Annotated in this window: 26 protein-coding genes and 4 pseudogenes; 16 read left to right on the top strand and 14 right to left on the bottom strand. The window is 59.6% G+C overall.

The genetic code is table 11. The features are described 5' to 3' along the window. Nucleotides 1-894: 894 nt before the first annotated feature. Nucleotides 895-1,134: a hypothetical protein gene (locus AB7245_RS12995; RefSeq protein WP_439034300.1), complete on the bottom strand. Its 240-nt coding sequence runs from the start codon at nt 1,132-1,134 to the stop codon at nt 895-897. A 90-nt stretch (nt 1,135-1,224) separates the two neighbouring features. Then, nucleotides 1,225-1,500 (bottom strand): SDR family NAD(P)-dependent oxidoreductase, encoded by a 276-nt coding sequence (locus tag AB7245_RS12990; protein WP_439034299.1) that lies wholly within the window; start codon nt 1,498-1,500, stop codon nt 1,225-1,227. A gap of 125 nt (nt 1,501-1,625) precedes the next feature. Here AB7245_RS12990 and AB7245_RS12985 point away from each other — a divergent pair, with 125 nt between their 5' ends. From AB7245_RS12985 to AB7245_RS12975, 3 genes are all read left to right on the top strand, one after another. After that, complete coding sequence (locus AB7245_RS12985) at nt 1,626-2,804, top strand: zinc-dependent alcohol dehydrogenase (protein ID WP_439034298.1); 1,179 nt, start codon at nt 1,626-1,628, stop codon at nt 2,802-2,804. Between the two features lie 29 nt (nt 2,805-2,833). Beyond that, the gene (locus AB7245_RS12980; RefSeq protein ID WP_439034297.1) at nt 2,834-4,105 is read left to right on the top strand and encodes a hypothetical protein; all 1,272 of its coding nucleotides are present in this window, start codon (nt 2,834-2,836) and stop codon (nt 4,103-4,105) included. Nucleotides 4,106-4,222: 117 nt separating this feature from the next. Next, entirely contained in the window at nt 4,223-4,378 is a 156-nt protein-coding gene (locus tag AB7245_RS12975; protein WP_439034296.1) for a hypothetical protein, read from the top strand. 2 nt (nt 4,379-4,380) lie between these two features. Here the strand turns inward: AB7245_RS12975 and AB7245_RS12970 are convergent, their stop codons facing one another. Beyond that, nucleotides 4,381-4,683, bottom strand: coding sequence for a DUF2252 family protein (locus AB7245_RS12970; protein WP_439034295.1), 303 nt, complete (start codon nt 4,681-4,683; stop codon nt 4,381-4,383). A 208-nt stretch (nt 4,684-4,891) separates the two neighbouring features. On the opposite strand from AB7245_RS12970, the gene AB7245_RS12965 reads away from it, so the two are divergent. From AB7245_RS12965 to AB7245_RS12955, 3 genes are all read left to right on the top strand, one after another. Further along, nucleotides 4,892-5,380 carry a YciE/YciF ferroxidase family protein gene (locus tag AB7245_RS12965; RefSeq protein ID WP_439034294.1) on the top strand — a complete coding sequence of 163 codons (489 nt, stop codon included), beginning with the start codon at nt 4,892-4,894 and terminating at the stop codon, nt 5,378-5,380. 92 nt (nt 5,381-5,472) lie between these two features. Further along, nucleotides 5,473-5,655, top strand: coding sequence for a hypothetical protein (locus AB7245_RS12960; RefSeq protein WP_354134858.1), 183 nt, complete (start codon nt 5,473-5,475; stop codon nt 5,653-5,655). A 235-nt stretch (nt 5,656-5,890) separates the two neighbouring features. Continuing rightward, nucleotides 5,891-6,817 carry a transglutaminase family protein gene (locus AB7245_RS12955; RefSeq protein ID WP_354134859.1) on the top strand — a complete coding sequence of 309 codons (927 nt, stop codon included), beginning with the start codon at nt 5,891-5,893 and terminating at the stop codon, nt 6,815-6,817. Between the two features lie 148 nt (nt 6,818-6,965). Here AB7245_RS12955 and AB7245_RS12950 read toward each other — a convergent pair whose 3' ends face one another. The 4 genes and pseudogenes from AB7245_RS12950 to AB7245_RS12935 form a co-directional block, all read right to left on the bottom strand. Then, the gene (locus AB7245_RS12950) at nt 6,966-7,997 is read right to left on the bottom strand and encodes an ATP-dependent DNA ligase (RefSeq protein ID WP_354134864.1); all 1,032 of its coding nucleotides are present in this window, start codon (nt 7,995-7,997) and stop codon (nt 6,966-6,968) included. Between the two features lie 35 nt (nt 7,998-8,032). Continuing rightward, complete coding sequence (locus AB7245_RS12945; RefSeq protein ID WP_354134860.1) at nt 8,033-9,538, bottom strand: FAD-dependent oxidoreductase; 1,506 nt, start codon at nt 9,536-9,538, stop codon at nt 8,033-8,035. A gap of 58 nt (nt 9,539-9,596) precedes the next feature. Next, the gene (locus AB7245_RS12940) at nt 9,597-10,490 is read right to left on the bottom strand and encodes a DUF72 domain-containing protein (protein ID WP_439034293.1); all 894 of its coding nucleotides are present in this window, start codon (nt 10,488-10,490) and stop codon (nt 9,597-9,599) included. Nucleotides 10,491-10,911: 421 nt separating this feature from the next. Then, nucleotides 10,912-11,343 (bottom strand): annotated as a pseudogene (locus tag AB7245_RS12935) (pyridoxamine 5'-phosphate oxidase family protein). A gap of 472 nt (nt 11,344-11,815) precedes the next feature. Here AB7245_RS12935 and AB7245_RS12930 point away from each other — a divergent pair. From AB7245_RS12930 to AB7245_RS12920, 3 genes and pseudogenes are all read left to right on the top strand, one after another. Next, a complete protein-coding gene (locus AB7245_RS12930; RefSeq protein WP_439034292.1) occupies nt 11,816-12,982 on the top strand; it encodes an AI-2E family transporter in 1,167 nt (388 codons plus the stop codon). A 1,254-nt stretch (nt 12,983-14,236) separates the two neighbouring features. Continuing rightward, nucleotides 14,237-14,380, top strand: a complete 144-nt coding sequence (locus tag AB7245_RS12925) for a hypothetical protein (protein ID WP_439034291.1) — start codon at nt 14,237-14,239, stop codon at nt 14,378-14,380. Between the two features lie 433 nt (nt 14,381-14,813). Further along, nucleotides 14,814-15,024: pseudogene (locus AB7245_RS12920) on the top strand (DNA ligase); the annotation flags it as partial. 241 nt (nt 15,025-15,265) lie between these two features. Here AB7245_RS12920 and AB7245_RS12915 read toward each other — a convergent pair. After that, nucleotides 15,266-15,514 carry a hypothetical protein gene (locus AB7245_RS12915; RefSeq protein WP_439034290.1) on the bottom strand — a complete coding sequence of 83 codons (249 nt, stop codon included), beginning with the start codon at nt 15,512-15,514 and terminating at the stop codon, nt 15,266-15,268. Nucleotides 15,515-16,725: 1,211 nt separating this feature from the next. Between AB7245_RS12915 and AB7245_RS12910 the strand changes: the two genes are divergently transcribed. From AB7245_RS12910 to AB7245_RS12895, 4 genes are read left to right on the top strand one after another with little or no spacing between them, the layout of a single operon-like run. Beyond that, nucleotides 16,726-17,688 carry a DUF3618 domain-containing protein gene (locus AB7245_RS12910; RefSeq protein ID WP_439034289.1) on the top strand — a complete coding sequence of 321 codons (963 nt, stop codon included), beginning with the start codon at nt 16,726-16,728 and terminating at the stop codon, nt 17,686-17,688. Between the two features lie 11 nt (nt 17,689-17,699). Further along, complete coding sequence (locus tag AB7245_RS12905; RefSeq protein WP_439034288.1) at nt 17,700-18,380, top strand: hypothetical protein; 681 nt, start codon at nt 17,700-17,702, stop codon at nt 18,378-18,380. Beyond that, complete coding sequence (locus tag AB7245_RS12900; protein WP_439034287.1) at nt 18,377-18,793, top strand: phage holin family protein; 417 nt, start codon at nt 18,377-18,379, stop codon at nt 18,791-18,793. Before AB7245_RS12905 ends, AB7245_RS12900 begins: the two co-directional genes overlap by 4 nt. Next, complete coding sequence (locus AB7245_RS12895) at nt 18,790-19,524, top strand: hypothetical protein (RefSeq protein ID WP_439034286.1); 735 nt, start codon at nt 18,790-18,792, stop codon at nt 19,522-19,524. Before AB7245_RS12900 ends, AB7245_RS12895 begins: the two co-directional genes overlap by 4 nt. Before the next feature lie 107 nt (nt 19,525-19,631). Here AB7245_RS12895 and AB7245_RS12890 read toward each other — a convergent pair whose 3' ends face one another. Next, entirely contained in the window at nt 19,632-20,087 is a 456-nt protein-coding gene (locus AB7245_RS12890; RefSeq protein ID WP_439034285.1) for a YidB family protein, read from the bottom strand. A gap of 354 nt (nt 20,088-20,441) precedes the next feature. On the opposite strand from AB7245_RS12890, the gene AB7245_RS12885 reads away from it, so the two are divergent. Both AB7245_RS12885 and AB7245_RS12880 read left to right on the top strand, forming a co-directional pair. Continuing rightward, nucleotides 20,442-20,651, top strand: coding sequence for a hypothetical protein (locus AB7245_RS12885; RefSeq protein WP_439034284.1), 210 nt, complete (start codon nt 20,442-20,444; stop codon nt 20,649-20,651). A gap of 18 nt (nt 20,652-20,669) precedes the next feature. Further along, nucleotides 20,670-20,938, top strand: a pseudogene (locus AB7245_RS12880) (ATP-dependent DNA ligase); the annotation flags it as partial. Nucleotides 20,939-21,053: 115 nt separating this feature from the next. Here AB7245_RS12880 and AB7245_RS12875 read toward each other — a convergent pair. Next, on the bottom strand, nt 21,054-21,194 hold the full coding sequence (locus AB7245_RS12875; RefSeq protein WP_439034283.1) for a hypothetical protein: 141 nt from the start codon (nt 21,192-21,194) through the stop codon (nt 21,054-21,056). 137 nt (nt 21,195-21,331) lie between these two features. Between AB7245_RS12875 and AB7245_RS12870 the strand changes: the two genes are divergently transcribed. After that, nucleotides 21,332-21,847: a YciE/YciF ferroxidase family protein gene (locus AB7245_RS12870; RefSeq protein ID WP_439034282.1), complete on the top strand. Its 516-nt coding sequence runs from the start codon at nt 21,332-21,334 to the stop codon at nt 21,845-21,847. 18 nt (nt 21,848-21,865) lie between these two features. On the opposite strand, the gene AB7245_RS12865 is transcribed toward AB7245_RS12870, so the two are convergent. The 4 genes and pseudogenes from AB7245_RS12865 to AB7245_RS12850 form a co-directional block, all read right to left on the bottom strand. Then, nucleotides 21,866-22,342: a DUF3147 family protein gene (locus AB7245_RS12865; protein ID WP_439034281.1), complete on the bottom strand. Its 477-nt coding sequence runs from the start codon at nt 22,340-22,342 to the stop codon at nt 21,866-21,868. Further along, on the bottom strand, nt 22,339-22,686 hold the full coding sequence (locus tag AB7245_RS12860; protein WP_439034280.1) for a DUF3147 family protein: 348 nt from the start codon (nt 22,684-22,686) through the stop codon (nt 22,339-22,341). Before AB7245_RS12860 ends, AB7245_RS12865 begins: the two co-directional genes overlap by 4 nt. Beyond that, nucleotides 22,683-23,287 (bottom strand): annotated as a pseudogene (locus AB7245_RS12855) (cupin). Before AB7245_RS12855 ends, AB7245_RS12860 begins: the two are co-directional and overlap by 4 nt. Further along, nucleotides 23,274-23,849 (bottom strand): phosphatase PAP2 family protein, encoded by a 576-nt coding sequence (locus AB7245_RS12850; RefSeq protein WP_439034279.1) that lies wholly within the window; start codon nt 23,847-23,849, stop codon nt 23,274-23,276. The pseudogene AB7245_RS12855 and the gene AB7245_RS12850 overlap by 14 nt, the downstream one beginning before the upstream one ends. Nucleotide 23,850: the final 1 nt, after the last annotated feature.

Here is a 23,850-nt window from a genome sequence, read left to right as displayed (position 1 = left end):
GACAAATGTTGAGGACTTCTACTCTGCACAGTACTCAACACGCACACCCTTACGCTTGCACAAGAACTCATAATACGCGCTCTCATCAAAGTCCTGGAAGCGCCCCCAACGGCTGACGTCGTAAACGAGTATGCAGCCAAAGTCCGCGCGCCCACACTGAACGTCGTCGATCCGATCTAAAAGACCCTTCCTCTTCTTGGCGATTGCCGCCAATCTGAGGCCCGATTGACTATAGCTGATAGTCGGTCGACATCCTAAGTACTGCGCCGCACGGCGTGCTCGCTGTACCTTTGGTAACTAGCTCTTGTGCTGAACCAGCGAGCACCGCGAACGCGCACGTAGCCGTGCGCCGGTCGGCCCACGACTGGTTGTTCCGTCCGTTTCACCGCTTCATCCATCAATGAACTCCTCGCCCTCCACGCCGAGGAAAGACAACCGCTGTGTAACCCTACGATCCTATGCGCCGATACGGCGACGGCAGAATATATGGATCCTCTGGCTTTCCTCTACTAGACGTCGAGCACGAGAAGCAGGGCCACCACCAACCTCTCGCGCTCGGCCTGGGAGTTTTTCCGCCTAGCAATCGTTGTCGCGGGCGCCGGTGGTCGTCTTCTGTTCAGCTGCCGTCGGCTGGCTTTGCATCTGGCGCTGGGCGTCCTGCGACGAGGTTGCGGTGTTCTCGCTCGACTTGTTCATGGCAGAAGTTGGCGGATGCTCCTTGGCGCTTGGCGAGGGGGTGCCCGTGCTCGTACTCGCTTGGCCCGTCGTGACGGGTCCAGAGCCGGCATCGCGGTTAGCTGTATTGCAAGGGCCGCCGAAAGCGATAGTTGAGCTGACAGCCAAGACGGCGCCAACCAGCATTGATTTCGTAAGCATGACATTTCCTCCTGCCGGCTAATGCTTGGCGGAGCCGGGTTCCGCCATTTTACGATGCTGTTTTGCGAGCATCTCCGCGGGCGTCGCATTTGCCACTGCAGACTGGACAACATCGCACTCGCCTTTCACCATGGCGTCGAAGCCCTGGCGCGCGACCATGGCAGGATCGTCTTTGTCCTCTGAGCCCACCTTGGTGTCGAGCATGTCGGCGCGCTTGAAAAACTCGGTCTCGGTCGCGCCCTGCATGAGGCAGGTCACGCTGATTTCGGAATCGCGAAGCTCCTCGCGAAGCGCAAACGACAGTGAATTCAGAGAGGCCTCGATTGCCGGCTCTACGCCCGGCAGCTTTCAGGCGGTGTACAACGCGTCGAAGATTCGCCGTGAGCACGTCGATCGGACGGCCCCTGATGGCCGCGTGGAGATGCCTTCCTGCGTGGCGAGGTCGAGGTGGAGGGCTTCGACGACCTCCGCGCCAGGCTCACGTCGCAGGTCGGCGGCCGCCTTTTCGATCTCCACTTCGTCTGCGGCAACTAGAAGGTCAAACCCTTCGCGCGCGCATATGCGCGCAAACTCGTAACCGATCCCTGTAGATGCGCCGGGCACGATTGCAAATTGCCTGACCATCTCGGCTCTCCGTTTGTCTCCCAGGTCGCCTCCTTAATCGCGCTAGGCAGCCGCCGTTCCTAACGCGATAGGAACTTCGAGACGCAATTAAGCTTAGCCGTCATCATTCGCTTGGAGTTCCCTACATGAAAGCTCTCACTTGGCACGGCAAAGGCGACATCCGGTGCGAGACCGTGCCGGATCCCAAGATCGAGCATGGACGTGACGCCATCATCAAGGTGACTGCCTGCGCGATCTGCGGTTCGGACCTGCATCTGCTCGACGGCGTCATGCCGAGCATGGAAAAAGGCGACGTGGTGGGCCACGAGACGATGGGCGAGGTCGTCGACGTCGGCAAAGACAATACCAAGCTCAACGTCGGCGACCGCGTCGTGGTGCCCTTCACGATCTCCTGCGGTGAATGCTTCTTCTGCAAGAACGGCTTCTACTCCGGATGCGAGCGGTCCAACCCCAACGCCAAGATGGCCGAGAAGATGTGGGGGCATTCTCCGGCCGGTTTGTTCGGTTATTCGCATATGCTCGGTGGTTTTGCCGGCGGTCAGGCGGAGTACCTGCGCGTGCCCTACGCCGATGTCGGTCCTTACAAGGTCCCGGAAGGTCTCACCGATGAACAGGTGCTGTTCCTGTCGGACATCTTTCCGACCGGCTACATGGCCGCCGAGTTCTGCAACATAAAGGGCGGCGAAACAGTGGCTGTCTGGGGATGCGGTCCTGTCGGGCAGTTCGCTATCAAGAGCGCCTTTTTGTTGGGGGCGGAGCGCGTGCTGGCGATCGATACCGTTCCTGAACGGTTGGCACTCGCCAGACAATCGGGTGCAATCACACTGGATTTCCAGAACGACGACATCTACGATCGCATCCAGGAGTTGACCGGCGGGCGCGGCGCGGATGCCTGCATCGACGCCGTCGGCACCGAGCCTGAAACCACTGCCAGCATTGGCTCTGTGATCGACCGGATCAAGGTCGCGACCTTCATGGGAACGGACAGGCCGCACGTTCTTCGACAGGCGATCGAGTGCTGCCGAAATTTCGGCACGGTTTCGATCGTCGGCGTCTATGGCGGGTATCTGGACAAGATTCCTATGGGCAGCGCCATCAATCGCGGCCTCACCTTCCGGATGGCCCAGACCCCCGTCCAGCATTACATGCCGAAGCTTATGGAGCGCATCCAGAAAGGCGAAATCGATCCATCCTTCGTCATCACCCATCGGGCAACACTCGAGGAGGGGCCGGAACTCTACAAGACCTTCCGGGACAAGAAGGACGGTTGCATCAAAGTTGTGATGAAGCCTTTCGGAGCCTGACGACTGTCGGCTATCCGAGCAGGATTAGGATGGAGAGCACAGACGCGTATTTCGATCGCAAGCTGGAAGAACTGAAGCTTCTGAACAGCTGCCTGGCTGCACCGCTATCACTGGATCGTCCTGATTCGGTCGCCGAAGTCATTCGTCGTAAATTTCAGCTGACCGCAGCTCTCAGAGCCGCGCATGAGACGCAGGAGTGGAACGCCACCGAGACCGCATGGGCGGGCAGCGCGCGTCCATCCAGCGGGCCCTTTAAGTTTCAATACGACTATCAACGCGCTGACCTGGCCGTAGAAGGACCGTCATTCTATGCGCTCGATGAGCGGCACGCTCGACAAACGATCTACACGGCTTCGGGAATGGGGGCGATTGCTTCGCTACTCCTCGCACTCTCCAAGTCGATGAAAGGTGGCGAGGTCGTTGCGCTGCCAGGCTCTTACGGGGAAACATTAGAACTGATCGACGGCTATGCGCAGCAACTGCACCTGGTAATCGGGTCGATCCAGAGTTTCTCGACGGACAGTACCTCTCGCAGAGTCCTGTTGCTGGATTCATGCATCGCGTCTCGCGATTTCGGCGACGTCGTCAATTGCGGAAAGCTGCATTTCGACCTCATCATCTTCGACACAACATGTTTCACCGGAAGTTCGGGACGTATTGAGCAGGTAATCAGGTGGTCGAGGCGCCGGGGCGTTCCGCTGATCCTGGTCCGGAGTCACAATAAGTTGGATTCGTTGGGTGCGGAGTACGGGCGGCTAGGTTCCATTACGTTGATCCGCAGCGATTTCGCGACACAGCGGATTCCTTCCTCATGCCTCGAAGAGCTTATGGCGGAAACGCGCAACGCCATAAGGCTCCTAGGCAACGCAGCCTTACCCGCGCACTTTCCGCCATTCGTAGGCACATCCGCTTACCGTCGCCTGACGAGGAGGCGTATGGCCTCGATCCTTCGTAACGGTCGTTTCTCCTCCCGGCATTTCGCCTTGAGGCTGCGAGGCGTGCCGTCGCAGTTGCAGCCCGTTCACGGACTATACGTCACGTTGGGATCTCGCGAACCTCTCGACGAAGCGGCAGCCCGGCAGGCGGCCGCAGCCATGAGCGAGGAGCTAAGCGAAGTCGGCTTTCCAATCCGTCACGCTGGGAGTTTCGGCTTTGATTTTGCCGCGACCGAATGGTTTCACGACCTGACGACCGACCGTTACGGCGTCCGCATCGCCGTGCCTGATCTCCCCTCGAGCCTCTGGATCGATCTGACGCGAGCGATCGGCGACTGGTGGCTTGCTTCAGTTTCCCGATCCTGAGCGTCAGAGCTCAGTCAAGGTCAGGCTCGTTATACTGGCCTTTCAATCCTGGAATCGCCTCCACGGGAAGGCCACGGGGACATAATACAGCATGACCTTGAATGCCCATCACGACCCATGACTGACGAACAGCGCGGCGAGATCACGAAGCTCTGCCGTGAGGCCGATATCCTGGACAAGTCGGGCGAGCTTCTCACACGTCAGGGCGCACATGATCGCATCGACGATTTGCGTGAGAAGGCGCGCAACCTCAAGAATTCGTCGTCCGCCTGATCCTAGTTCTCTCCGAATTGCCCCGCCGTTTGCCGAGCATGGGCGAGAGGTGTGTAGCGCCTTCGACAACCGGCTCCGAATTGTCTTCGGCATCTTCTCGTCACATACCGGGGGGCCGCCAGCTTGACAGCATCTTTCACGTCCATCAATGCCAAGTCCCTCTTTCTGCCGTTACCGAAGCTGCAGAGACCCGCGAGACGCAGCTTTCCGAGCGAACTGCAGCCTTTCATCCAGTACTCCGCGTCAATGAATTCAACATCGGCGTCGTCATCGCGTGATCGCAGTGATACGGCCAGGTGGTGCAACGCGGCTTTCGGGAAAAGCCTTTGACATCGCTGGTCTCTTCCGGCGCAAGTGGCCAGAATTTTGAACCCAATGGTATCGTTGGCTTTTCATTCTTGCGACGTAGAGCGGCTCGCTGCAGCCAGACTCGGCCGGGCTGCTTTTGGCTAGGAACAATCGCCTCAACCTCATGTTGCCGTGCATCAATCCTTTTACTTATGGAGCGTTCCGATGGCCGACAAAGATCTAAATGCGCTTTTCCTCGATACCCTCAAGGATATCTACTACGCCGAAAAACAGATCTATAAGGCTTTGGCGAAGATGGCGAAGGCCGCCAATTCCGATCAACTTCGGGCGGCATTTGAAAAACATCACGATGAGACCGAAGGTCAAATCGGTCGCCTCGAACAGATCTTCGAGCTTCTCGAAAAGCCGGCGCGCGGAAAGAAGTGTGACGCGATCGAAGGCATTCTCGATGAGGGCACCGAGATCATGGACGAGTACAAGGGTGAGCCGGCACTTGATGCCGGGCTCTTGGCTGCCGCTCAGGCGGTCGAGCACTATGAGATATCCAGGTACGGGACGCTTAAGAGCTGGGCCACGAAGCTTGGTATGAAGGATGCGGTCAAGTTGTTGGATCAGACGTTGGCCGAAGAGAAGAAGACCGACGATGCGCTGACAAAGCTTGCTGAGACGGCAGTCAACGCGGAAGCAGCCTGAACCACCCTGTAAGGATCGGGAAGCGCCGCCCTCCGGACGGCCCTTCCCGGCTCTCAATGCAGCGTTGCGTTTCGATTTAGAAAGACAATCACATGAGTGAAAAGGTCAATCCGGCGCCGACTGACAAACACGCCGCCGATCCCAAGCAGGAAATGCGCAGTGATAAGAAGCAAGACGATGAACTTGAGAGAGGCTTGAAAGACAGCTTTCCGGCTTCTGACCCGGTGAGTAGCACGCAGCCTACAAAGGCCGCGCCTAACGCCGAGTTGGTCTAGTTGGCCGTATGAGGCGTGGCCACGCGGGTCCACGGAGGATCTCTCGCTCTTCATGCTCTGGGCGCTGACCCTCGGTCTCGGGTTTTGGATCGTCTACGGTGTTATTCGATTGGATGATCGTCGGCGCGAACGTGATTAGCGCCACGCTCGCGGCCATCGTTTTCTGCTGCAAGATACGGGATCTCAGGTCGCGAGGCCGCTGTAGAATCCATGGGCCTGACAAACGGAGGCCGAGATGACGGCGATACGAATCCGCCATACGACCACCTATCGTTTTAGAGAGGCAGTACATCTCTCTCCACACCGCCTAATGCTACGCCCTCGCGAAAGCCGCGAATTGCGGCTGATGTCACACATCTTGACGATCACGCCGGACGCTGTGACCAAGTGGGCCCAGGATGTGTTTGGCAACACTGTCGCCCTGATCAACTTTGCAGACACAGCCCCGACGCTCGTTATTGGCAGCGAAGCCGATATTCTTCTCGATGCAGTCGATTGGCCGGTATTCGATATCGCTGCCTCGGCCATTTCATACCCGTTCCGCTACTCCGACGAAGAATGGACCGACCTCGGCGCATTAACTATTGCCCAATACCCTGATCCGGGCGGGCAACTACAAAACTGGGCGAGAGGGTTTATACGTAGCAACCCAACCGATACGCTTTCACTGCTCAAAGACCTGAACGCCGGAGTCGCCCAGCACGTTCGGTACCAAAGCCGTGAAATCGAGGGCACGCAATCTCCCCAGGAGTCACTCGACCGCGGGTGGGGATCGTGCCGCGACTTTGCAGTCTTGTTCGCCGAATCCGCGCGAAAGCTCGGCTTCGGCGCGCGGCTCGTCTCCGGCTACCTCCACGACCCGAGCCATCAGCTCCTCGGTTCGGGCGATGCTGGCTCGACCCATGCTTGGGCCGAGGTGTTCCTACCAGGCGCGGGCTGGGTCACCTTCGACCCGACGAATCGCAGCGTCGGTGGTCGAAATCTGATCCCCGTCGCAGTTGCCCGCGATATCAGCCAGTGCATGCCCGTATCAGGAAGCTTCTTTGGCCCAAGCGATGGCTTCTTGAGCATGGGCGTGACTGTCTCGGTCACCGCGGAAGGCGGGAGCGCTAATGGCGTTCTCATCACCGATAAGAGCCAGGACAAGGCGAGATCGCCCTGATGAACTGCGCCAAGGGGAGGACCGCCGTAGTGCTCGCAATCCAAACATGTCCGGCGACAACGTCAACAAGCCGGATCGCGGGCTGCTCGCGAGCGCATTATGCCAACGATAGCGCCCGCTCATTCCGGAGTAACGGTGCGCAACCTCTTTACCGAGACAAACGTCCACCAATCCCGAGCCTTGATAGGAGGGTGCGATCGGCTCTTTGCCTAACCTGTTCGAACGTGCATTGAGAAGGCTTTTTGTCCGGTCGCCACCTGATGATCGAAGTCCCGTGACGAAAGCGACCGCCGGTGAAATGATCGTAGGACACTTCGACCACATATTTCGGCTTGACCGGCTGCCATTCTGGCGATCGCTTCGTCGACCAGCGACTGGGACCGCCAGGGGCATTTCCTGTAAAGCTCTGAGCTTGCTTGACGGCTTCGAGCTTGTCGGTCAAAGCCGGCCTGTCCTTTGCTTTGATCCCCGACGAGAATCCAACGTGGTGCAGCAACCCGTCATCATCGTAGAGCCCGAGAAGAATCGACCCGACGACCTGCCGGCCCGCTAGACGGTTTTCGCCGTAGCGAAAGCCGCCGATGACACAGTCCGCACTACGATAACGCTTGATCTTTTGCATACCCTCTCGATTGCCGGCCTGGTATGGAAGGTCGAGGCGCTTCGCGATGACGCCATCGCTTCCACCGCCCGCCGACGCGAGCCAACGTTGGGCATCCCTCAGCTTCGAGCTGGCCGGCGAAAGGCGAAACAGGTTTGTCTTCGAGAAGAAACGAGCGGCGAAATTCTCCAGAAGTGGCCGCCGCTTGGCGAGAGGCTCACCCGCCAGATCGCTTCCGCCTTTCAACAAGAGGTCGAACGCGAGGAACAAGGCCGGGCTCTCTGCCGCCAGTTTCTTCACGCGGCTTGCAGCAGGGTGAATGCGCTGCAACAAATCATCGAATGAGAGTTGACCGCCGGTCGGAACGACGATCTCGCCATCGAGGACAAAGCTTTTTTCGCGGACCGCAAGCGCGCCGGCCATGACTTCGGGAAAGTACCGGTTGAGGTTCTGCCCGGACTTCGAATGGAGGTCGACTTGCTCGCCCTCCCGCACCAGAAGGCAACGGAAGCCATCCCACTTCGGTTCGTACAGCCATAGCTCGCCGATCGGAATGGCGTCGACCGAACGGGCCTCCATGGCCTTGATTGCGATGCGGCGCTTTTTCACGCCGCTCAGTCTTCCACACGAGCAAGAGGCCCGATGGCAGGAGCGTTGATTGGCTGTCCGTCGACATCGAACATCGATCCATGACAGGGGCAGTCCCAACACGTCTCAAAGCTGTTCCAATGCAGGTGACAACCCACATGCGTGCAACTCGCCGACCTCAGGTGCAGCGCACCTGCCTCGTCTTTAAAGGCTGCAAGTTTTTTCAGTCCACGCCGCACGACCGCGCCTTTGCCAAGCTTGAGATCGTCCAGTGAGTTAATCTCGCCAGGCGCCGCATACTCAGCAAAGCTTTTAAGTGCGGTAATGTTCTCAGTCACAAAGTTCTTCGCGGCCTTAAGAGGAACCCGGCCCGGCTCGTAGATGTCTTTCCAGGGGTGATCCTCACCAAAAACGAGGCTCGTATTCAGCATCGCGCCGGCGACACCGTGCGTCAGGCCTTGCCCGGAATCGCCCATCGCGACGTAGATATTCTTGCCGCCGGAATCCCGTCCGATGAAGCCGGCATAATCGATTGTATCGAGCACCTGCCCGGACCAGCGATGCGTCTCTTTGCCGAGGCCGGAAACCAGGCTGCGGGCCCAGGCTTCCAGTCTGTCAAAACGCTCATCAGCGTCGTCTGCCTCTCCGCTTTTGTGATCTTCGCCTCCCACCAGCACATAGTCGGTATTGGCGGGACCGGGCTGCAGGCGGACATAATGGTAAGGATCTTCAGTGTCCCAGTAGAGCGCGTCAGGTATCGCACCGCGATTGATCTCGAAGGTGATAACATAGGTCCGATAGGGAGCCGTCTTCGTGTGGATGGCAAAGCGGTCGGAGATCGAAGAGTTGGTTGCGACAACGGCATGTTTGGCGCGAATGGCGCCGCGCGCGGCTTTAACCGTCACGACACCATTGTCTTCAGTCACTTCGTCGACCGGACTGTCTCGGAAAAAGGTCACGCCATTCTTACTGCAGGCCTTTGCCACCCCGGCCAGGTATTTGAGGGGATGAAAAGTCGCTTGCCGGGGATAGCGCAGAACGTGGCGGCCCTCGCACCCTTTGAGGGATACGCCCATCAGCCGGTGGACGGGAGCTCCGACCTCGCGGACCGCATCCATTTCCTGGTCGATGATATCGGACGGCATGTCCCGCCCCTGAATGAGATAGCCGTCAAGCCTGCGAAAGTCGCAGTCGATCTTCTCTATCTTCTGGATTTCCTCGATGCGGTCGATGGCAGCCGCCTGGCTGTCGCAAAAGAGCTTTGTCGCCTCGTGCCCCCTGATCTTCGTCATTTCGCTGACGAGATCATCGCACAAAGGAGCAAGGTGAGCCGACGTCCTCGACGTCATGCCACCGCAAATTCGGCCGCGGTCGATGACAATGACGGACTTACCGCGCTGGCAAAGCTCATACGCCGTTGATATCCCGGCGATCCCGGAGCCAATCACGGCGACGTCGCACTCCTGCGCGCCATCGAGCACGCGCGCATCAGGTGCGACGTCAATATCCATCCAGAGCGATTTGCTGGTCATGATGTTCTCCAAACACGTGAGAACGTTCCCATGTCAGGCAGAGTTCCAATTCTACGTCTCAGACCTTGAGTACAACGGCCAGCATGCGCCTGAAGGTCGTCGCGTTCTTGGGAGCGTGCGCGTCGTTGTCATTGTTGAAATAGACCCAGGCCCGCTTCGCACCGCTCGCCTTGATCCTTTTGGCCCAGATCTCCAGCTCGCTCTTGGAATAATCGTGACGATACCATCGCTTTGGGCCGTGCAGGCGGATGTAGAGTTCATCGCTCGTCCGAACGAGTTCGTCCGGCAAGCGTGGCGCGCTGCAGGAGCAGAAGATAATCCCCGCGATACGAAAAGCCTCATAGACCTCTTCATTCCACCAACTCGCGTGCCGAAACTCCACGACGTTGCGACGCTCGGGATCCAGCTGGCAGACTATGTCATTAAGACAGGTCTTGGTGTAACGATAGCTCGGCGGCATTTGAAACAGAAAGCAGCCCATCCGGTCACCCAGAATGTCGGCGATCATTCCAAAATCCCGGATGAGCGTCTTTGTCGCTTTGAATCGTTTCACGTGGGTGATGAGTTCGGAGACTTTGACGGTGTAGATGAACTTCTTCCTCCCGGGCTGCCGCCGCCAGGATTGGACACCGGCGACTGTCGGCCACGAGTAAAAGGATGCATTGATTTCGACAGTGTCGAAACGCGTTAAGTAATGATTAAACCACTCGGTTTGCGGCACGTCTGCATAGAATGAGTCCCGCCATTTCCAATAACGCCAGCCGGAGCATCCGACGTGGACAAACTGTCTGTGTCGCGGCGGATCCTTTGGACGGTCAGTTTTTGTCTTGAGGCGAGCAGCATGCATCTTTGCGGCACGCTTGATATTGTCCTCGCGCTGCTTTTCGCGTCGCAGACGTCTGCGTTCTCGGAGCTCCTCGGGGGTCAATTCGATCCGCGTCGGTGGTGCCATCTGCGAACGACCCTCGATTGCCTACCGCTACAGCCTCGCGAGCCCTGCTGGCGCCGTTACAATGCAAGTCCGCGGCGACATCTGGGCTCCCGCTCCCGCGTGCGGAATCTTTACCGTCGTTTAAAAAGGGTCGTGAATTCGTAGAGAAGAACGACTGCACCGAGAGAGCGCCGCCAAGGATTGACGCCACGGACGATTTCATCCACCGTCCAGAGAACGAGGCCACCGTTGGCCGCGATCGTCAGGGCCAAGTTTGCTTTGCGTGCTGATGGCCATACCCAGAGCAAAAGGCCGGCCACGATCACAATCCACAGAATGAGATTGGGTGACTGTACAATCGTGATAGCGCCGGTCTTGCGGTTGCGGAAAAATCATCGAAAGAGCTGGCCCCACTAGGGTTTCGCCCCGGTTGAATCTTCAGTCAGAGTCCAACCTCACCTTCTTCGCGACCTTTCCAATAGGTCGCGCGGTTGGCTTTGACCTTGATCAGGACAATGCCTGGAGTATCCACGCCATTTTCGAACCATTTGTCGAGCTCACTTGTCCAGTGCTGATGAAAGACGGCCTTGTCGCGGATCAGTTCGGCAGTCCCTTCGACGGCCACTTAGATCCGTTCGGCGAATAGACCGGTCTCGGATGAGAATCCGAGCGCGACATTAGGATTCCGTTGGATGTCAGAAACTGTCCGCGTCTTTTCGTAAGTGAAGTAATAAGACGTGCCGTCGTAAGCCACGTCGCCGTTGTTACTCATGGGTCGATCGGCGATCTCACCGTTTTCTGTGTGGGTCGAAAGAATGGCGATGTCGATGCCGGCCATTTCCTTCGCGATTTCAGCGAGCGATTTCTTGGACATCTTTCCTTCTCCATTGGCCGGGGAGCAACTGCGGGGTTCAACCCATGTTCCCTTGAGGTCCGCAACTGGTTAGCCGTGGGAGCGACGACAAGCGATTACGCCGCTCATTGCTCGCGGACGGTCAACGTTACGATCCGAAACAAGGATGGGGCGAACAAACCCTTGCCCACTCTGCAGCATCACCTTGGCATGGCGCAGGAACTCGACAGAAACCGAATGTAAAAAGTAAATCGGCTTACCTAGATGCCGGCATACGGGGCAGCCCACGTAGGCAGCCCCGCCTTGTTAAGGCGCGCCCGCCTGTTGCGTGAACAATGGTCTTTTACTGCCGTAAGAGCGATCAGAGGCCCCGTACATTGGATGGAACCTTGATCAAGCCTCGGATGTTTTCTGACGAGCGGTGCCTACTTCACGGCAAGATTAGCGACCCCGGTAGGATCGACGAGCGCCGGACCGCCAAGCGAGGTAGCAAGTGGGTCGCCCGAACACGGTTAGCAAACGGATAGCAAAGCCCGGCACATCGAAAGCTTCGGATCGCGACGCATCTCGCAACCCGGTGCAGCAAAAGCCGCTCCCACTTGGTTCGGGCGCGCGCATGAACGCCCGGGTGGTCTTTGCCGTAGCGGTGGTAGCGCTCTCCCTGTGGACAGCGGGGGGATTCCTGCCACCTTTGATCTGGGCGACCATTCTCGCCGTCACCTTGTGGCCTCTCTACATCAAGTTCGCTGCACGGCTCACCTCGGGCCCAACAAGGCTGGCAGCCGTCGCCTTTACAGCGATCGCCGCGCTCATCTTGTTTACGCCCATGGCGCTTGCCATCTACCAGGTGGCCGAGCAAAGCGGTGACATCGCGAACTGGCTGAAGAAGGCCAGGGAGAGCGGAATCGAAGTGCCCGACTGGATCGCTCGCCTGCCGGTCGTAGCAGAAATCGTGCAGCAATGGTGGCGCGATAATCTGTCGGATCCGAAAGCCGCGACTGCTTGGCTCAAGACCATCAATGCGGATGATGCGTCTGGTCTATTCAACACTTTCGGCGGTCAGCTGATGCGTCGCCTGTTCATGCTCTTCTTCTCTCTGTTTGCCTTGTTCGTGCTGCTCAGCAACGGCCGCTCGGTCGCTAACCGTACCATCGAGACGTGCGATCGCATCCTGGGGCACCCCGGCGAGGGCGTGGTGCAGAAGATCGTGGATTCGATCCGAGGGACGGTGAACGGTACCGTGATCGTCGCTATCGGCGAAGGCTTGTTGATCGGTGTCGGATACCTTGCTGCAGGCGTACCAAATGCCGTGATGTTTACCATCATAACCACAGCTTTTGCGATGCTCCCATTCGGTGCTTGGGCAGTGTTCACGGCCGCCGCCGCGACGCTTTTGTCCGGCGGTGGCAGCGGGATCGCGGCCGCAGGCGTCTTTTTCTGGGGCGCGACCGTCATGCTTGCAGGGGATCACTTTGTGTGGCCAACTCTGGTCGGGGGCGCGGCTCGGCTCCCTTTCCTCTTTGCGTTCGTCGGAATTTTCGGGGGGCTGGCTGCGTTCGGCCTACTCGGTTTGTTTTTAGGACCAGTCATCATGGCCGTACTATTGACGGTTTGGCGAGAGTGGATTTTTCGTCCTGAAGAGCGAAGCAGGTCTGACTGACTGCGCTGACGTGCGGGCCCCGAAGTGCTTTCGCTTAAGGCTTACAGCGAGCGCTATTTCCGGCGATATCTCTAATACGTCGCAGACTACCGCCTCCGCCTTAGCGCTTCGCACCGATTCCTATTTCTGAGTTTCCCGTTCAAGACGTCCCGCTCTCCAAAGTCTTTCCAGCGCGCTGTCTCGTGAGCTTCACCGCCGCAGACACGCTGAATCCGTCCGGCCGTCTGCCAAGCGGATCCGACGATCATCGCCAATTTGTCGTCGAGCGAGCGCCTCATTAAGTGATATCCTACGAGGCGTTCGCGCGAGCACGCTGCCGCGCCTCTCGGCGTGGTCCCAGGCGTTGACGTCGGCGCAAGGCCCTCTCGGCGAGCTGCGGCATAGGCTGCACCGGGGCGGGAGCGCCGTCGCGGATGCCACGGCTAGAACGAGGGGTCTTTGCACCAAGCTCGTACTTGGATTTTTACGGGTGCTACTGGCCGCAGCCTAGTGATGTCAGCCCAGTTCTTAGCTGCTCGTTAAGCAAACACGAGCAGTCTCGGTTTCGGGATGGCCGTTGGGACATACGCGGCCTTGTGCTTGGGGTTGAAGGCCCGCCTGCTCAGCCAGCCCCAGGCGGGCCTTCCCTCGTTCGAGGTTAAGCAAGCAGCCCATTTGTGAAATAGATCATATTGCAGGCTGAAAACGCTTCAGTAAGATCATCTCACCCGGGGCTGGGTCCATACTTCGCTTAGATCTTTTTAACCGGCATTTTGTGACACGGCGCGGGCCGCAGCGAGAAAAACGCTGCGGCCTTCGTTATTCTAGCGCCTTAAACGTCGACGATGCGTCATCTGCCGCCGCCGATCGCGCGCGCCTCCTGCCCAATCGGGCCCGGCGGTTCAATTGCCCCTTTCCGTTGCTGGCGAACCGCTAGCGTGACTGGTGGTCGCAATGCGTACTGCAGAACAATTGGTAAAACCAAAACGTGTATTCCGCCCTGGTACACGTGATCGAACCCGACGCGACCTAAGAAGCCGCTTATTTGTGCGCGCTGCTTAACAAATCTGCTAGCTACGAGGCGCCGAGCGGCGTTGACTTTCAGCGGGTCCTTGGCGTGACACCTAGACGCCCCGGCGCTAGCCTCAGGCCATCCATCCGCGGCAGCCCCTGTCGTAAACCGGCAGGGGTTGCTTATTGGTGGTAGGCCCGCCAGTGAACCAGCGGGCCTTTGCCCGGCGGAGTATTTACAGCTCCCACTAGAGTGAAGCACTGATGTCTGACGACGACCCACTCAGGCAGGAAACGCACGCCCTTCAGCAGATGATGGAAGATGAGCGTAAACTTTTGGTCGGCCTCGAAGAGTTCATCAAGGGCAAGGTCGCGCTAGGCGTCCCCAGAGAGCGCGCCTACGCATAGTTGCGGAGATAGTCCCGTACGTTCGAGAAGTCAGAGCACGCGAGTTACGCCGCACGTTTAGCCCGGGAGCGGTTAGGCCCGGCGACGTGCACCAGGGGGCCTGAAACCTTCCCAAGTTTCATGCGTAGGACCTGTATCCGAGGTTTTGTTAGTTCCCATCTCGGGGCTGGAAATGAATACCGCCGCCGGGACATGTATTTGAGCCCGGTGGCGTATCTTTAACTTTTCCTTCGCTTCCCGGCATGTGCCAGTCGCTCCCTGTCACGCTACGCCCTACTCTGCTCGATCAGATCCTGGATGCGGGCGCTAGTGAAGATGGCGAAAGTGTCGCGCAACCAGGCGCGGACGTAGCGGATCAATATCCGCGACTCCGCCGTCTCGATGAAGCTGCCGAACGCCAAGCCCTGCCGCTGCACCTCGGTGCAGGCGCGCGCTCGCCGGCACCGACGTCCAGTTTAGCGAGAGTCTTAAGATCGACGGGGGCGCGATGTTTGCCCATGTTTGCAAGGTCGGGCTCGAAGGCGTCGTCTCCAAAGAGCGTGACAGCGTGTACCAGGTCGGCCGCAGCAATAAATTGGGTCAAGAAAACCTGCGCCCAGCGCGAGACCCTCACCATCGCCGGCTTCGCCCTCGATGAGGGCAAAAACCATGAATCGAGGAGGTGAGAATGGTCCTGATAGGATTTGGCGCCCTGCTTGTTCTCGGCGGAATTTTGTACATGGCACGCGCTACAATTTGGCGGGGATCGCTTAGTCGGCCCGCCGGCGATACACTGGAGCCGACGCGGCGCGGCGTGGGATTCCTGGGGGTCAGAGCGAACTGGCCGGGTATTCTCCTTGCGGCAATCGGTGCCGTTTTGTTGGTGTTGGGTGCCAGTCTCTAGCTTCAGCCACCCGCCGAGCTGCCGCCCTGGTTGACAAGTTGGTATCGACGCTTCAGCCGATGGCTCGTGGTTGTAGCGGCGTTTTGGAGGCGATCGAGGTCCGCACCGTCTTTAGCAATCACGAGCAGTCGCCAATTCAGGCCATCGGGTTCCGCGTCGCCGTGTTCAATCTCGACGGAGATAACGAGCTCCCCGCCGGGAACGTGCCGGATCTCCTGAAGAGCGATCAGTTCGAGATCGGACTTGGACACCAACGTTCTTGGCACCGGTCTCCTCCCGGCCGGTCTAACGCAGCCTCAATCGCTCCGCGACTGCTTCATGAAAGCGGCCCGCTCGATCATGTCAGCGGGCCATTTCTTTTCGCTTCTATTTCCCTTTCATCTTCGGGTCATTCATAGTCACCCCGGGGTTAGCCGAACCCGGGCTGCTCGATGCCCCTTGACCGCTGGTCGCGGCTGGAGGATTGCCGCCGCCTCCAGATCCCGCACCCGCGCCTCCGGCGCCCCCTGATCCCGCACCTGCGCCGCCGGCTCCGCCCGAGCCAGCGCCCGCGCCGGCCCCTGCTCCGCCAGCACCACCGGCCCCGCCACCAGCGCCACCCTGCGCGGAGGCGGCAGCGATCGATCCGAACAAAAGTGCAGCTGCGAGCGCCATCTTGCCGATCTTCATGGTCATTTTCTCCTATAAGTTTGCTTGCAACCGACCGCTGTAACCTTCGTTCCTAAGCTGAAGCAGCACCAAACGCGTCGAGGTGCCTACCTCACTTACAGCAGACGACTTCCCCGTGGAGGTCGCAACTGCCGAGACAGAGGAGCTCGCCGACAACTCGCAGACTCAACGAGCATGCGCACCAAGAAGAGCACCATCGCTGGCCTTAGCGGACCTTCGAGGCGATCCCCACTCGCGTTGCCCCCTTGAGCGCTCTGTGCCGGCCCAGACAACACTGGCCAACTATTCTTGGGGAAGCATTTCGCGAACAATCGACATTTGAACACGGCTCTCCGGCGAAAGGCCCAGTCTCCATCGCGACCTTCCGGCGAGGACGTCGTTCCTTGAACTCGAAATCAAGTCCAGCGCCCGCGCCGCTCGCGGTACAGGGAATATGCCCGGTAACAACCACAAGGCCCCTGGCTATTGTTCGAACGCATTCCGCAAGCCGCGGCAGAATGTCTCGATTTGAGCAACCATAGCCAACGAGGCAGGCAGTGACGCGGATCGTATCGGATCGCTTGTGCCGCCCGCGCAAGCGCGAGTCCTGCGAAGATCCTATCGACGCGACATTCTCCGAGCTCTCCTTCTCGGCACACCACCGCTGCTCGAGGCTGTTTTCTTCACGTACCAAAGTCTTGCGCCCAGCGGGGAGTTTGGCCGGTGGCACGTCATCCTCGTTCAGCTAGGAACGATTCAACAAAGCGTGTGTTCGTCCTTAGATACAAGAAATAAAGCAAGAGGGTGAGAAGCGATGGCGCGATCAGTGGAGGAGTTGAGGCGTCAGTCTGAGCGCAACCGCGCAGAGCTGGCGGCTACCGTAGGGCGATTAAGGGAGCAGATATCGGACACCGCCGAGGACATCCGCCACAAGGTCTCGCCGCAGCACATTAAATCCGAAGTCTCCGAATACGTCAGCCACAAGACCCAGAGCTGGATTGAAGGGCTCAAACAGCAGATCATGGACAATCCCATGCGCGCAGTGGCCGCGGGCGCTGCAGTAGGAATTCCGCTGCTGCGATTGGCGCGAGGTGTCCCGTTGCCACTTCTGATGATCGGCGCCGGACTTGCCCTGACCTCGAAGACAGTACGTGATCGCGCTGCGGACGCGTCCGGTCCGGTAATGGATAGAGCGGGGGAAATGCTCGAGGAGTTGGCGGAGGGTGCCCGTGCCATGCAGGGCGACGCGACGGAAAAGCTATCCTCTGCTCGAAGCCGAGCCGCTGGCATGGCTGGAGACGCACAAGATCGGGCCGCCAGCCTTGCGGATGACCTGCGAACAGGCGCAACACAGGCTGCCAGTTTTGCAGGTGAAAAGCTCAAGAGTGGCATCGACGCAGCCAAGGATGCGGCGACGAACGCGCCTGACCAGGCCCGTCAGACCATCGGCGACAATGCTGCTCTGATCGGAGGCCTGGGCATCGCGATCGGTGCCATCATCGCTGCGGCTCTTCCCGAGACCAAGGTTGAAGGCAACGTGATGGGTCGGGCCAGCGATGGCGTGAAGCAGGCTGCGGCCGCTGCGGCCCAATCCGGATTTGAGGCAGCGAAAGAGACGACCACGTCGGCAGCCGACGCGGCGGCGCAGAAGGTCGCCGAGGCCGATCTCGGCACCCACGCTAGTCGTATGACGCAGGATGTGGCGGGCATTCTGAAAGAGGCTGCGGACGACGTCGTCAAAGCCGCCTTTAGCCCCTCCCAAAACACCAACACCTGAAGGAAACCATCATGAACGATGTGGACCCGAACAATATTACGCAGTTCGCGCCGAACCGAGACAAGGGACCCTCGAAGGATCTGAAGGAACAGATCGGTGAAGCCGGCGCAGAGATGAAGCAGCGCGCTGGCGATGCCTTTCAGGCAACGGCCGATCTCGCGCGGGACAAGTTCAGTGAAGCGGCGGATGCGGCCAAAGGGGTGACGGAAGGGACTGTGGACCAAATCCAGAGCCAGGCCCGCGAGCAGCAGCGGTCGGGCGCGGATTTCGTTGAGCGCCTCGCAGGCAACATGCGTGAAGCCAGCCGAGCATTCGAGAGCGACGTACCGTTCGCTGCACGCGGCATCGGTTCTGCTGCGGACTATGTCGAAGAAGCCGCCCAGAAGATCCGCGATGGCAGCTTCCGGGATCTCGTAGAAGGCGCAACTGATTTCGCCAAGCGTCAGCCCGCGGCCTTTCTCGGAATATCAGTGCTGGCAGGCTTCGCAGCGGTCCGCTTCCTAAAAGCATCCGGCGAGCAATCGTCATCATCAAAGCGGAGTGGCACAATGAACAAATCGTCGTCGGAAGACGCTCATAAGTCCCGTGACGCCCCGTTCTCGGCGAGAGACGAAACTTGGCCTCAAGGTTCCGCGCGGCCCGGTTCGAGTTCGCAACAGACGTCATCCTCACAGGGCAACACCGTACCATGAGCATCGAGCACGATATCAAAACCAGCCAGGGCGAGTTTCGGGCCATCTCGACGCTGCTGGGCGATACCATGTCGCAGTTTGCCAAGCTCATCCAGAACGAAATGGACCTGGCCAAGGCCGAAGTTGGCGACAAGCTTCAGAAACTTGGTGGCGCGCTAGGTTTGATTGCAGGTGGTGCCGTTCTGGTGATTCCGGCGATCGTCATGGCACTGTTTGCCCTATCCGCGGCGTTGATCTCGGCAGGATGGTCGCAACCGGTGTCGTATCTAACATCGGCGTTCATAGCGGCGGTAATTGCGGCCTTGCTCTTTGCAGTCGGCATCAACCGGCTTGATGTGCGCAATCTGGCACCTCGAGAAACGATCGGGCAGCTTGAAAAGGATAAGGACACCATGAAAGGAATGGTGCGATGAGCAACACGAAGAGCAGTTTTATTGACAATTTGGTGACGGCGGCCCGGGAAAACCCTCTTGCCGCTGCGCTAATCGGAGGTGGAGCGCTTTGGCTATTGGCTGGCGACCAGAAGCTGAAGACCGCGACCCGCTCTGTTGTGGATGCAGTTTCGCCCGTGGCCGATGCTGGGACGAGTCCTCTCAGGTCGGCAGCGTCGGCTGTTAAGCAGACTACGGCGCCACCCACGGCACCTGAGATGGGCGACGAGGGATCGCTGGGCATCGGTGAAACTTTGCGAGGCGCCACCGCTGCCCCTTCCGATGCAGTCTCAGAAGCTGTCGACAACGTTCAGGATCGGTTCGACGAGGGAGTCACCTTCTTCCAAGACAAACTTGGCACTGCGCTTCCAGGTAAAGAAGCGCTCACCAGTACGCAATCGTCACTAACTGAGTTGCTTGAAAGACGACCCTTGGTGCTTGGGATTGTGGGCTTGGCGATCGGTGCAGCAGTCGCAGGCACGTTTCGCGCTTCCGAAATCGAGAACGAATATATCGGCAAAGTTGCCGACGATGTGAAGGCCGACGTTAATCGTCGCGCCGGCGCGGTATCGCAGGCCTGGCGCGAAGCCTCAGATACAGTGATCGCAGAAGTCGGCGACAAAGGTGCCGAAGCCCTGGATAAGGTGAGGCAGGCCGGCATTGATGCCGCCGAGGCAGCCACCGCCAAAGTGAGGTCTCCCCAATCGGGCTAATGGAGCAGTCGGCGCGGACCACGTGGTCCCCCGGGGATGAAGCCAATAACGATGCTCCAAAGAGCTCATCCTCCATCCCTTTCAAGAGCGACCGGGGGCAGTTGAAACTATAGGCCGGGCAAGCGTCCCTCCGGCGTATACTTGTCGACTGCTGAGGGGAGCTCCCGGGATAGCCTTGCGAGAATCTCCTCTCGAGAAAGCCCGGTCTCCAGTTCGAGCTTTTCCAACACGTCTGGGCCGATTGCTTCGTTCAGTTGCGGAGGCGAAATGTCCTTATTGGGCCCTGTGCCGATCCAGGACTGAGCTACATCACCGCGACCATTTTGATTGAATTTCTCCAGCAGCTCGCTGATCCCTCCTTGAAGCAATCCGCCGACGCCGGCCCCGCTGAGCATGCCCGTAAGATTGCTGAGCAGCCCGCCAAGCGGCTGTTGAGAACTAGGGGGTTCTAGCGACCCCGCTCCCGGGCCCTTTAGCAACTCCGCCAGCTTGTCTCTATTCTGATATCCGGCAATGGCGAGCAGTCCCAAAAGCGCAGTCATAGACGGCATTCCGCGGGTCATCTTGCAGCTCCATGATAAGGATTCAACAGTCGAACTCTGACGCATCGGTTCTGTTCCTAGGCACGCGTACGCAGCCCGCCGCGCCGGATCTTGAAGTCACACCGGGCGTTGCCCGGCCGAATTCACTTTTGCTCCGCCAGCGTCCTCCGCGAAAGCGGCCGGGAAAAAGAATGGCCAGAGCAAGAGCACGAAAGATACTCATCGCGCGATTCCCAACGACCGCAGCCTCTGATTAATACGTTCCCTATCCCACGCTCCAAGAGGAGGTAGGATTTCGAGAGGAAGGCTTGCCGTGCAGAACTCTGGGAACCTCCGCTCCGGGCTTGGCTCTTGAGACAAACAGCGAGAGCGAAAATGGGAAACAGTGGCGTCGGAATGCTACTCGGCGATACCTCGGTGACGGCTCTCTGGATGATGTTTATCGGCGCCTTCATCCTGGGTGGCACATTTCTCTATGACGTCATGAAGGCCGGAAGGTTGCGCCGCAGCGAGCGTGTGCAGCTCGACCGAAGCACAGAGACGGCGCAGCGTCGGGACGCCCCGGAGAAAAGAGCTGTTCGTTAGCAATCGGCGCTTCGGCAAATCGGCAAGGACGGCGTCTCGCATTTCGAGTTGCTACAGAACGCGCTGCGTGACGGGGCCACGCTCCTTTACTGCGCGTTCGACCTGATGTTCGCGGACGCCGAGGACGACGGAAGCTGCCGCTACTTGAACGCAAGAAGCGGCTCAAGGCCGTCCTTTCGCGTTACAAGTTGATCGTATTCAGCAAGCATCGCAAAGGCAGCGGAAAGAAATTCTTCGCCGAGGCGGAGCGCACGGGCCTCGAAGGCATTATGGCCAAGCGCGCCGACGAACGGCGCGAGCTTGAAACCTTCGTTCTCGGCTTTCGCGATTAGGTCCTTGAGCCATGACGCCCCTCAAAAACGCAACCGCAGCGCCGTCAACACCGGTTGCGGTGAGCAGTTCCTAGCTCGGCTTGACCGGGTGTAGCGTGCGCGGATGGCGGTCGTGCAGGAGACGGGCAAGCTCTTTGTGGTCGTCCTCCCGGCCCTTCAACGCCGTCTCGAACAGTGCTTCCTGGATGTCGCGCGGTATGTCGCCCCACACGTCCAGGGCCGCCCGCCCGAGCAGCGCGGCGAAGGTCTCGGACTAATCGCTCATCGGTTTTCTCCCATGTTCACAAAGGAACCGCCAAGGACCGAGGAGCGTTGCATTGCCATCATTGCGAGAGGAGAGATCGAATTATGGGTATCTTCACCAAGGACATCAAAACCATGGTAGACCTGCTGATTCACGGTCTGCAGGACATCTACTACGCCGAGCAGCAGATCCTTAAAGCGCTGCCGAAAATGATCGACAAGGCCACCAATCGCGATCTCGTCACCGGCCTGAAGAACCATCTGGAAGAGACCAACAAGCAGGTCGAGCGGCTCGAGAAGGCGTTCGCGAAGCTCAGCAAAGAGCCGAGCGGAACCAAGTGCCCCGCCATCGACGGCATCATCAAGGAGGCCGACGAGACCGCCGGCGAGATCGAGGACAAGGCCGTGCTCGACGCCGCTATCGTTGCGAACGCGCAGGCCGTCGAGCACTACGAAATTTGCCGCTACGGGACGCTGATCGCCTGGGCCGAGGAGCTTGGCCACGATGATATCGTGCGCTTCCTCACTACCAATCTGAACGAAGAGAAGGCGGCCAATACCAAGCTCAACACGGTGGCGCTGCGCAAGGGCGTCAACGCCAAGGCTTCGAGCGCGGCCTAATCGAGTTTCAAGGCGGTTTCAGCGGCCCCGCGACATCGCGGGGCCGCTGTCTCGTTGAGCCAATCGGGTAAGGCGGACCTGCCGGCGCACGAACCAGGCGGCGACAGCCACAGTCAGCCAAGCCAGCGAAGCGCCGATGAACGCGCCTGCAACGCTCCGCTCGACGAGGAGCCAGAACACAGCGGCGAAGGCGAGCATACCGAGAGCGCCCAGCGCGGCACCGGCGGCATCGAGCGCGGCAGCCTCCCGCCCTCGCCGCCTCCCCTCGAGACCAGCCTTCCGTTTGCGACGGAGTTCGTGCTTCTCTATCAAGGTCGCGCTGGCGCAGAAGATAGCCGGGAGCGCGAGAAAGAGACCTCCGATCGAGGCTCCGTAGCGACTACTGATCAATCCCGTGAACACGGTGGCGGCGCCGCCCAGGCCGAAACGCACCAAGTATTCGTACCACCGCCCTTCCTGCAGCGACGAGAGCGAGACCTTGATCGGGAGCCTCACGCTTGCCCTCCCGCGATCGCCCATAGGCCGAAGGCTGCGCCCAACCAGACGACGATCGAGACGATCGTAGCCGGCAACGCCCGCATCCCGGCGCGCATGAGGAGCTGGCAGACCAGGATGCTGTAGACGACCAGCGCGTTCGCGCTGACCATCATGGAAAGGCTTTGGGCCCCGGCGTAGACGGCGCCGTGTTGATGGATCGCGATGCCCAGCGTCGCGAGCGCGACCGAAGGCGCCGCCCCGAAGAGGCCGGCGAAGCTCTTCGGCTTCAGCACGTCGCCCAGCATCGAGAACGCCGACACGACGGCACCGCCGACCAGGAAACGGATGACGTACTCGCTCATTTCGGCTTCTTCCAAAGCCTCTTGAGCGGCCCTGCGGCGCCGTAGGCTGGAGCCTTGCGCGGGAGCGGTACCTTCGGAATGGTCTTCAGCGCGCGAGGACGGTCCTCGACGGTCGTGCACTCGTCGTAGGTGCCTGTCGAGGATAGGCGCCGACGACCAGGAAGTCCTTGTCCGCCCATAGGCATTGATGGCCGGTCCCGGCGGGCAGGACGAGGATGTCACTGGCCTTTAACGTGAAGATCCGTCCCTTGTTGCCGCCGAAGCGGACGCGCCCCTTGCCGCGCGCGATCCCGAGGACCTCGTGGATCCTCGAATGGTAGTGAACATAGTCGTAGATGCCGTCGCGCCAGCTATCCCCCCTTCCGTTGGCTTCGAACAGATCTTCGACCACCGCCGCAGGATCGTGCTGCTCGTCGAGGCTGACGGCGCTTCGGTAGAGCATCAGGGGCCAGCGCGGGTGGTTGGGCACAAGGCCGTCATCCCTAAAGCGGACCACCTGTGGCTTCCGCGGACGAGGCAGTTCTGAAGCCCAACGCTTACCCGGACGACGAAGACCGGTGGCGCGTTCGGCGTATTCCTTCAAGTGCTCAAGTAGCGGCATCATCTGTCTCCTCGATGGGATAGCCGGTCCAGAGGCGAAGCATTCGTTCGAGCGCCGCACCAAGGGCGAAGCCGGCGACGACGTCGCTCGCCCAGTGCGCCAACACGACGATGCGCGTCAGACAAAGGCCCACCGCCAGCGCGCGTATCGCCCAGCGGGGCCCCGCCGGCAGCGGCCCCGCGGCCGATGCCAGCGCTCCCATGTGCAGGGCGTGTCCCGACGGAAAGGCGTCTTCGCGCTTGCCGGAGAAGGAGATCCCGTGAACATGCCCCAACACCGTCTTCCGGTCCGGACGCGTCTGGTCGAAGACCGTCTTCAACAAGTGCGGAAACATGGAGGCCGTGGCGGCCACAAGCAGGGCATGATTGCCGGCGCGGCGCAGCGGCTCTCCTTGCGTTCGGGACAGGGCCCAACCCGCTGCCGCCAAGGCCATAAGGATTTTCTCGTCGGCGCCCCAGGTCAACCCGCGGGCGACCGTTTCCGCACGACGGTTAGTCTTGCGCGCCACCGTCCGCGCGATCCTCTCGTCGAACTTGGTCGGTTTCACGGTGAGAAGGGACATC

It is taken from the genome of Bradyrhizobium sp. 604_D8_N2_3, from assembly GCF_051810765.1.
GTDB classification, from domain to species: Bacteria; Pseudomonadota; Alphaproteobacteria; order Rhizobiales; family Xanthobacteraceae; genus Bradyrhizobium; species Bradyrhizobium barranii.
This window is presented reverse-complemented; position numbering and strand designations above follow the sequence as displayed.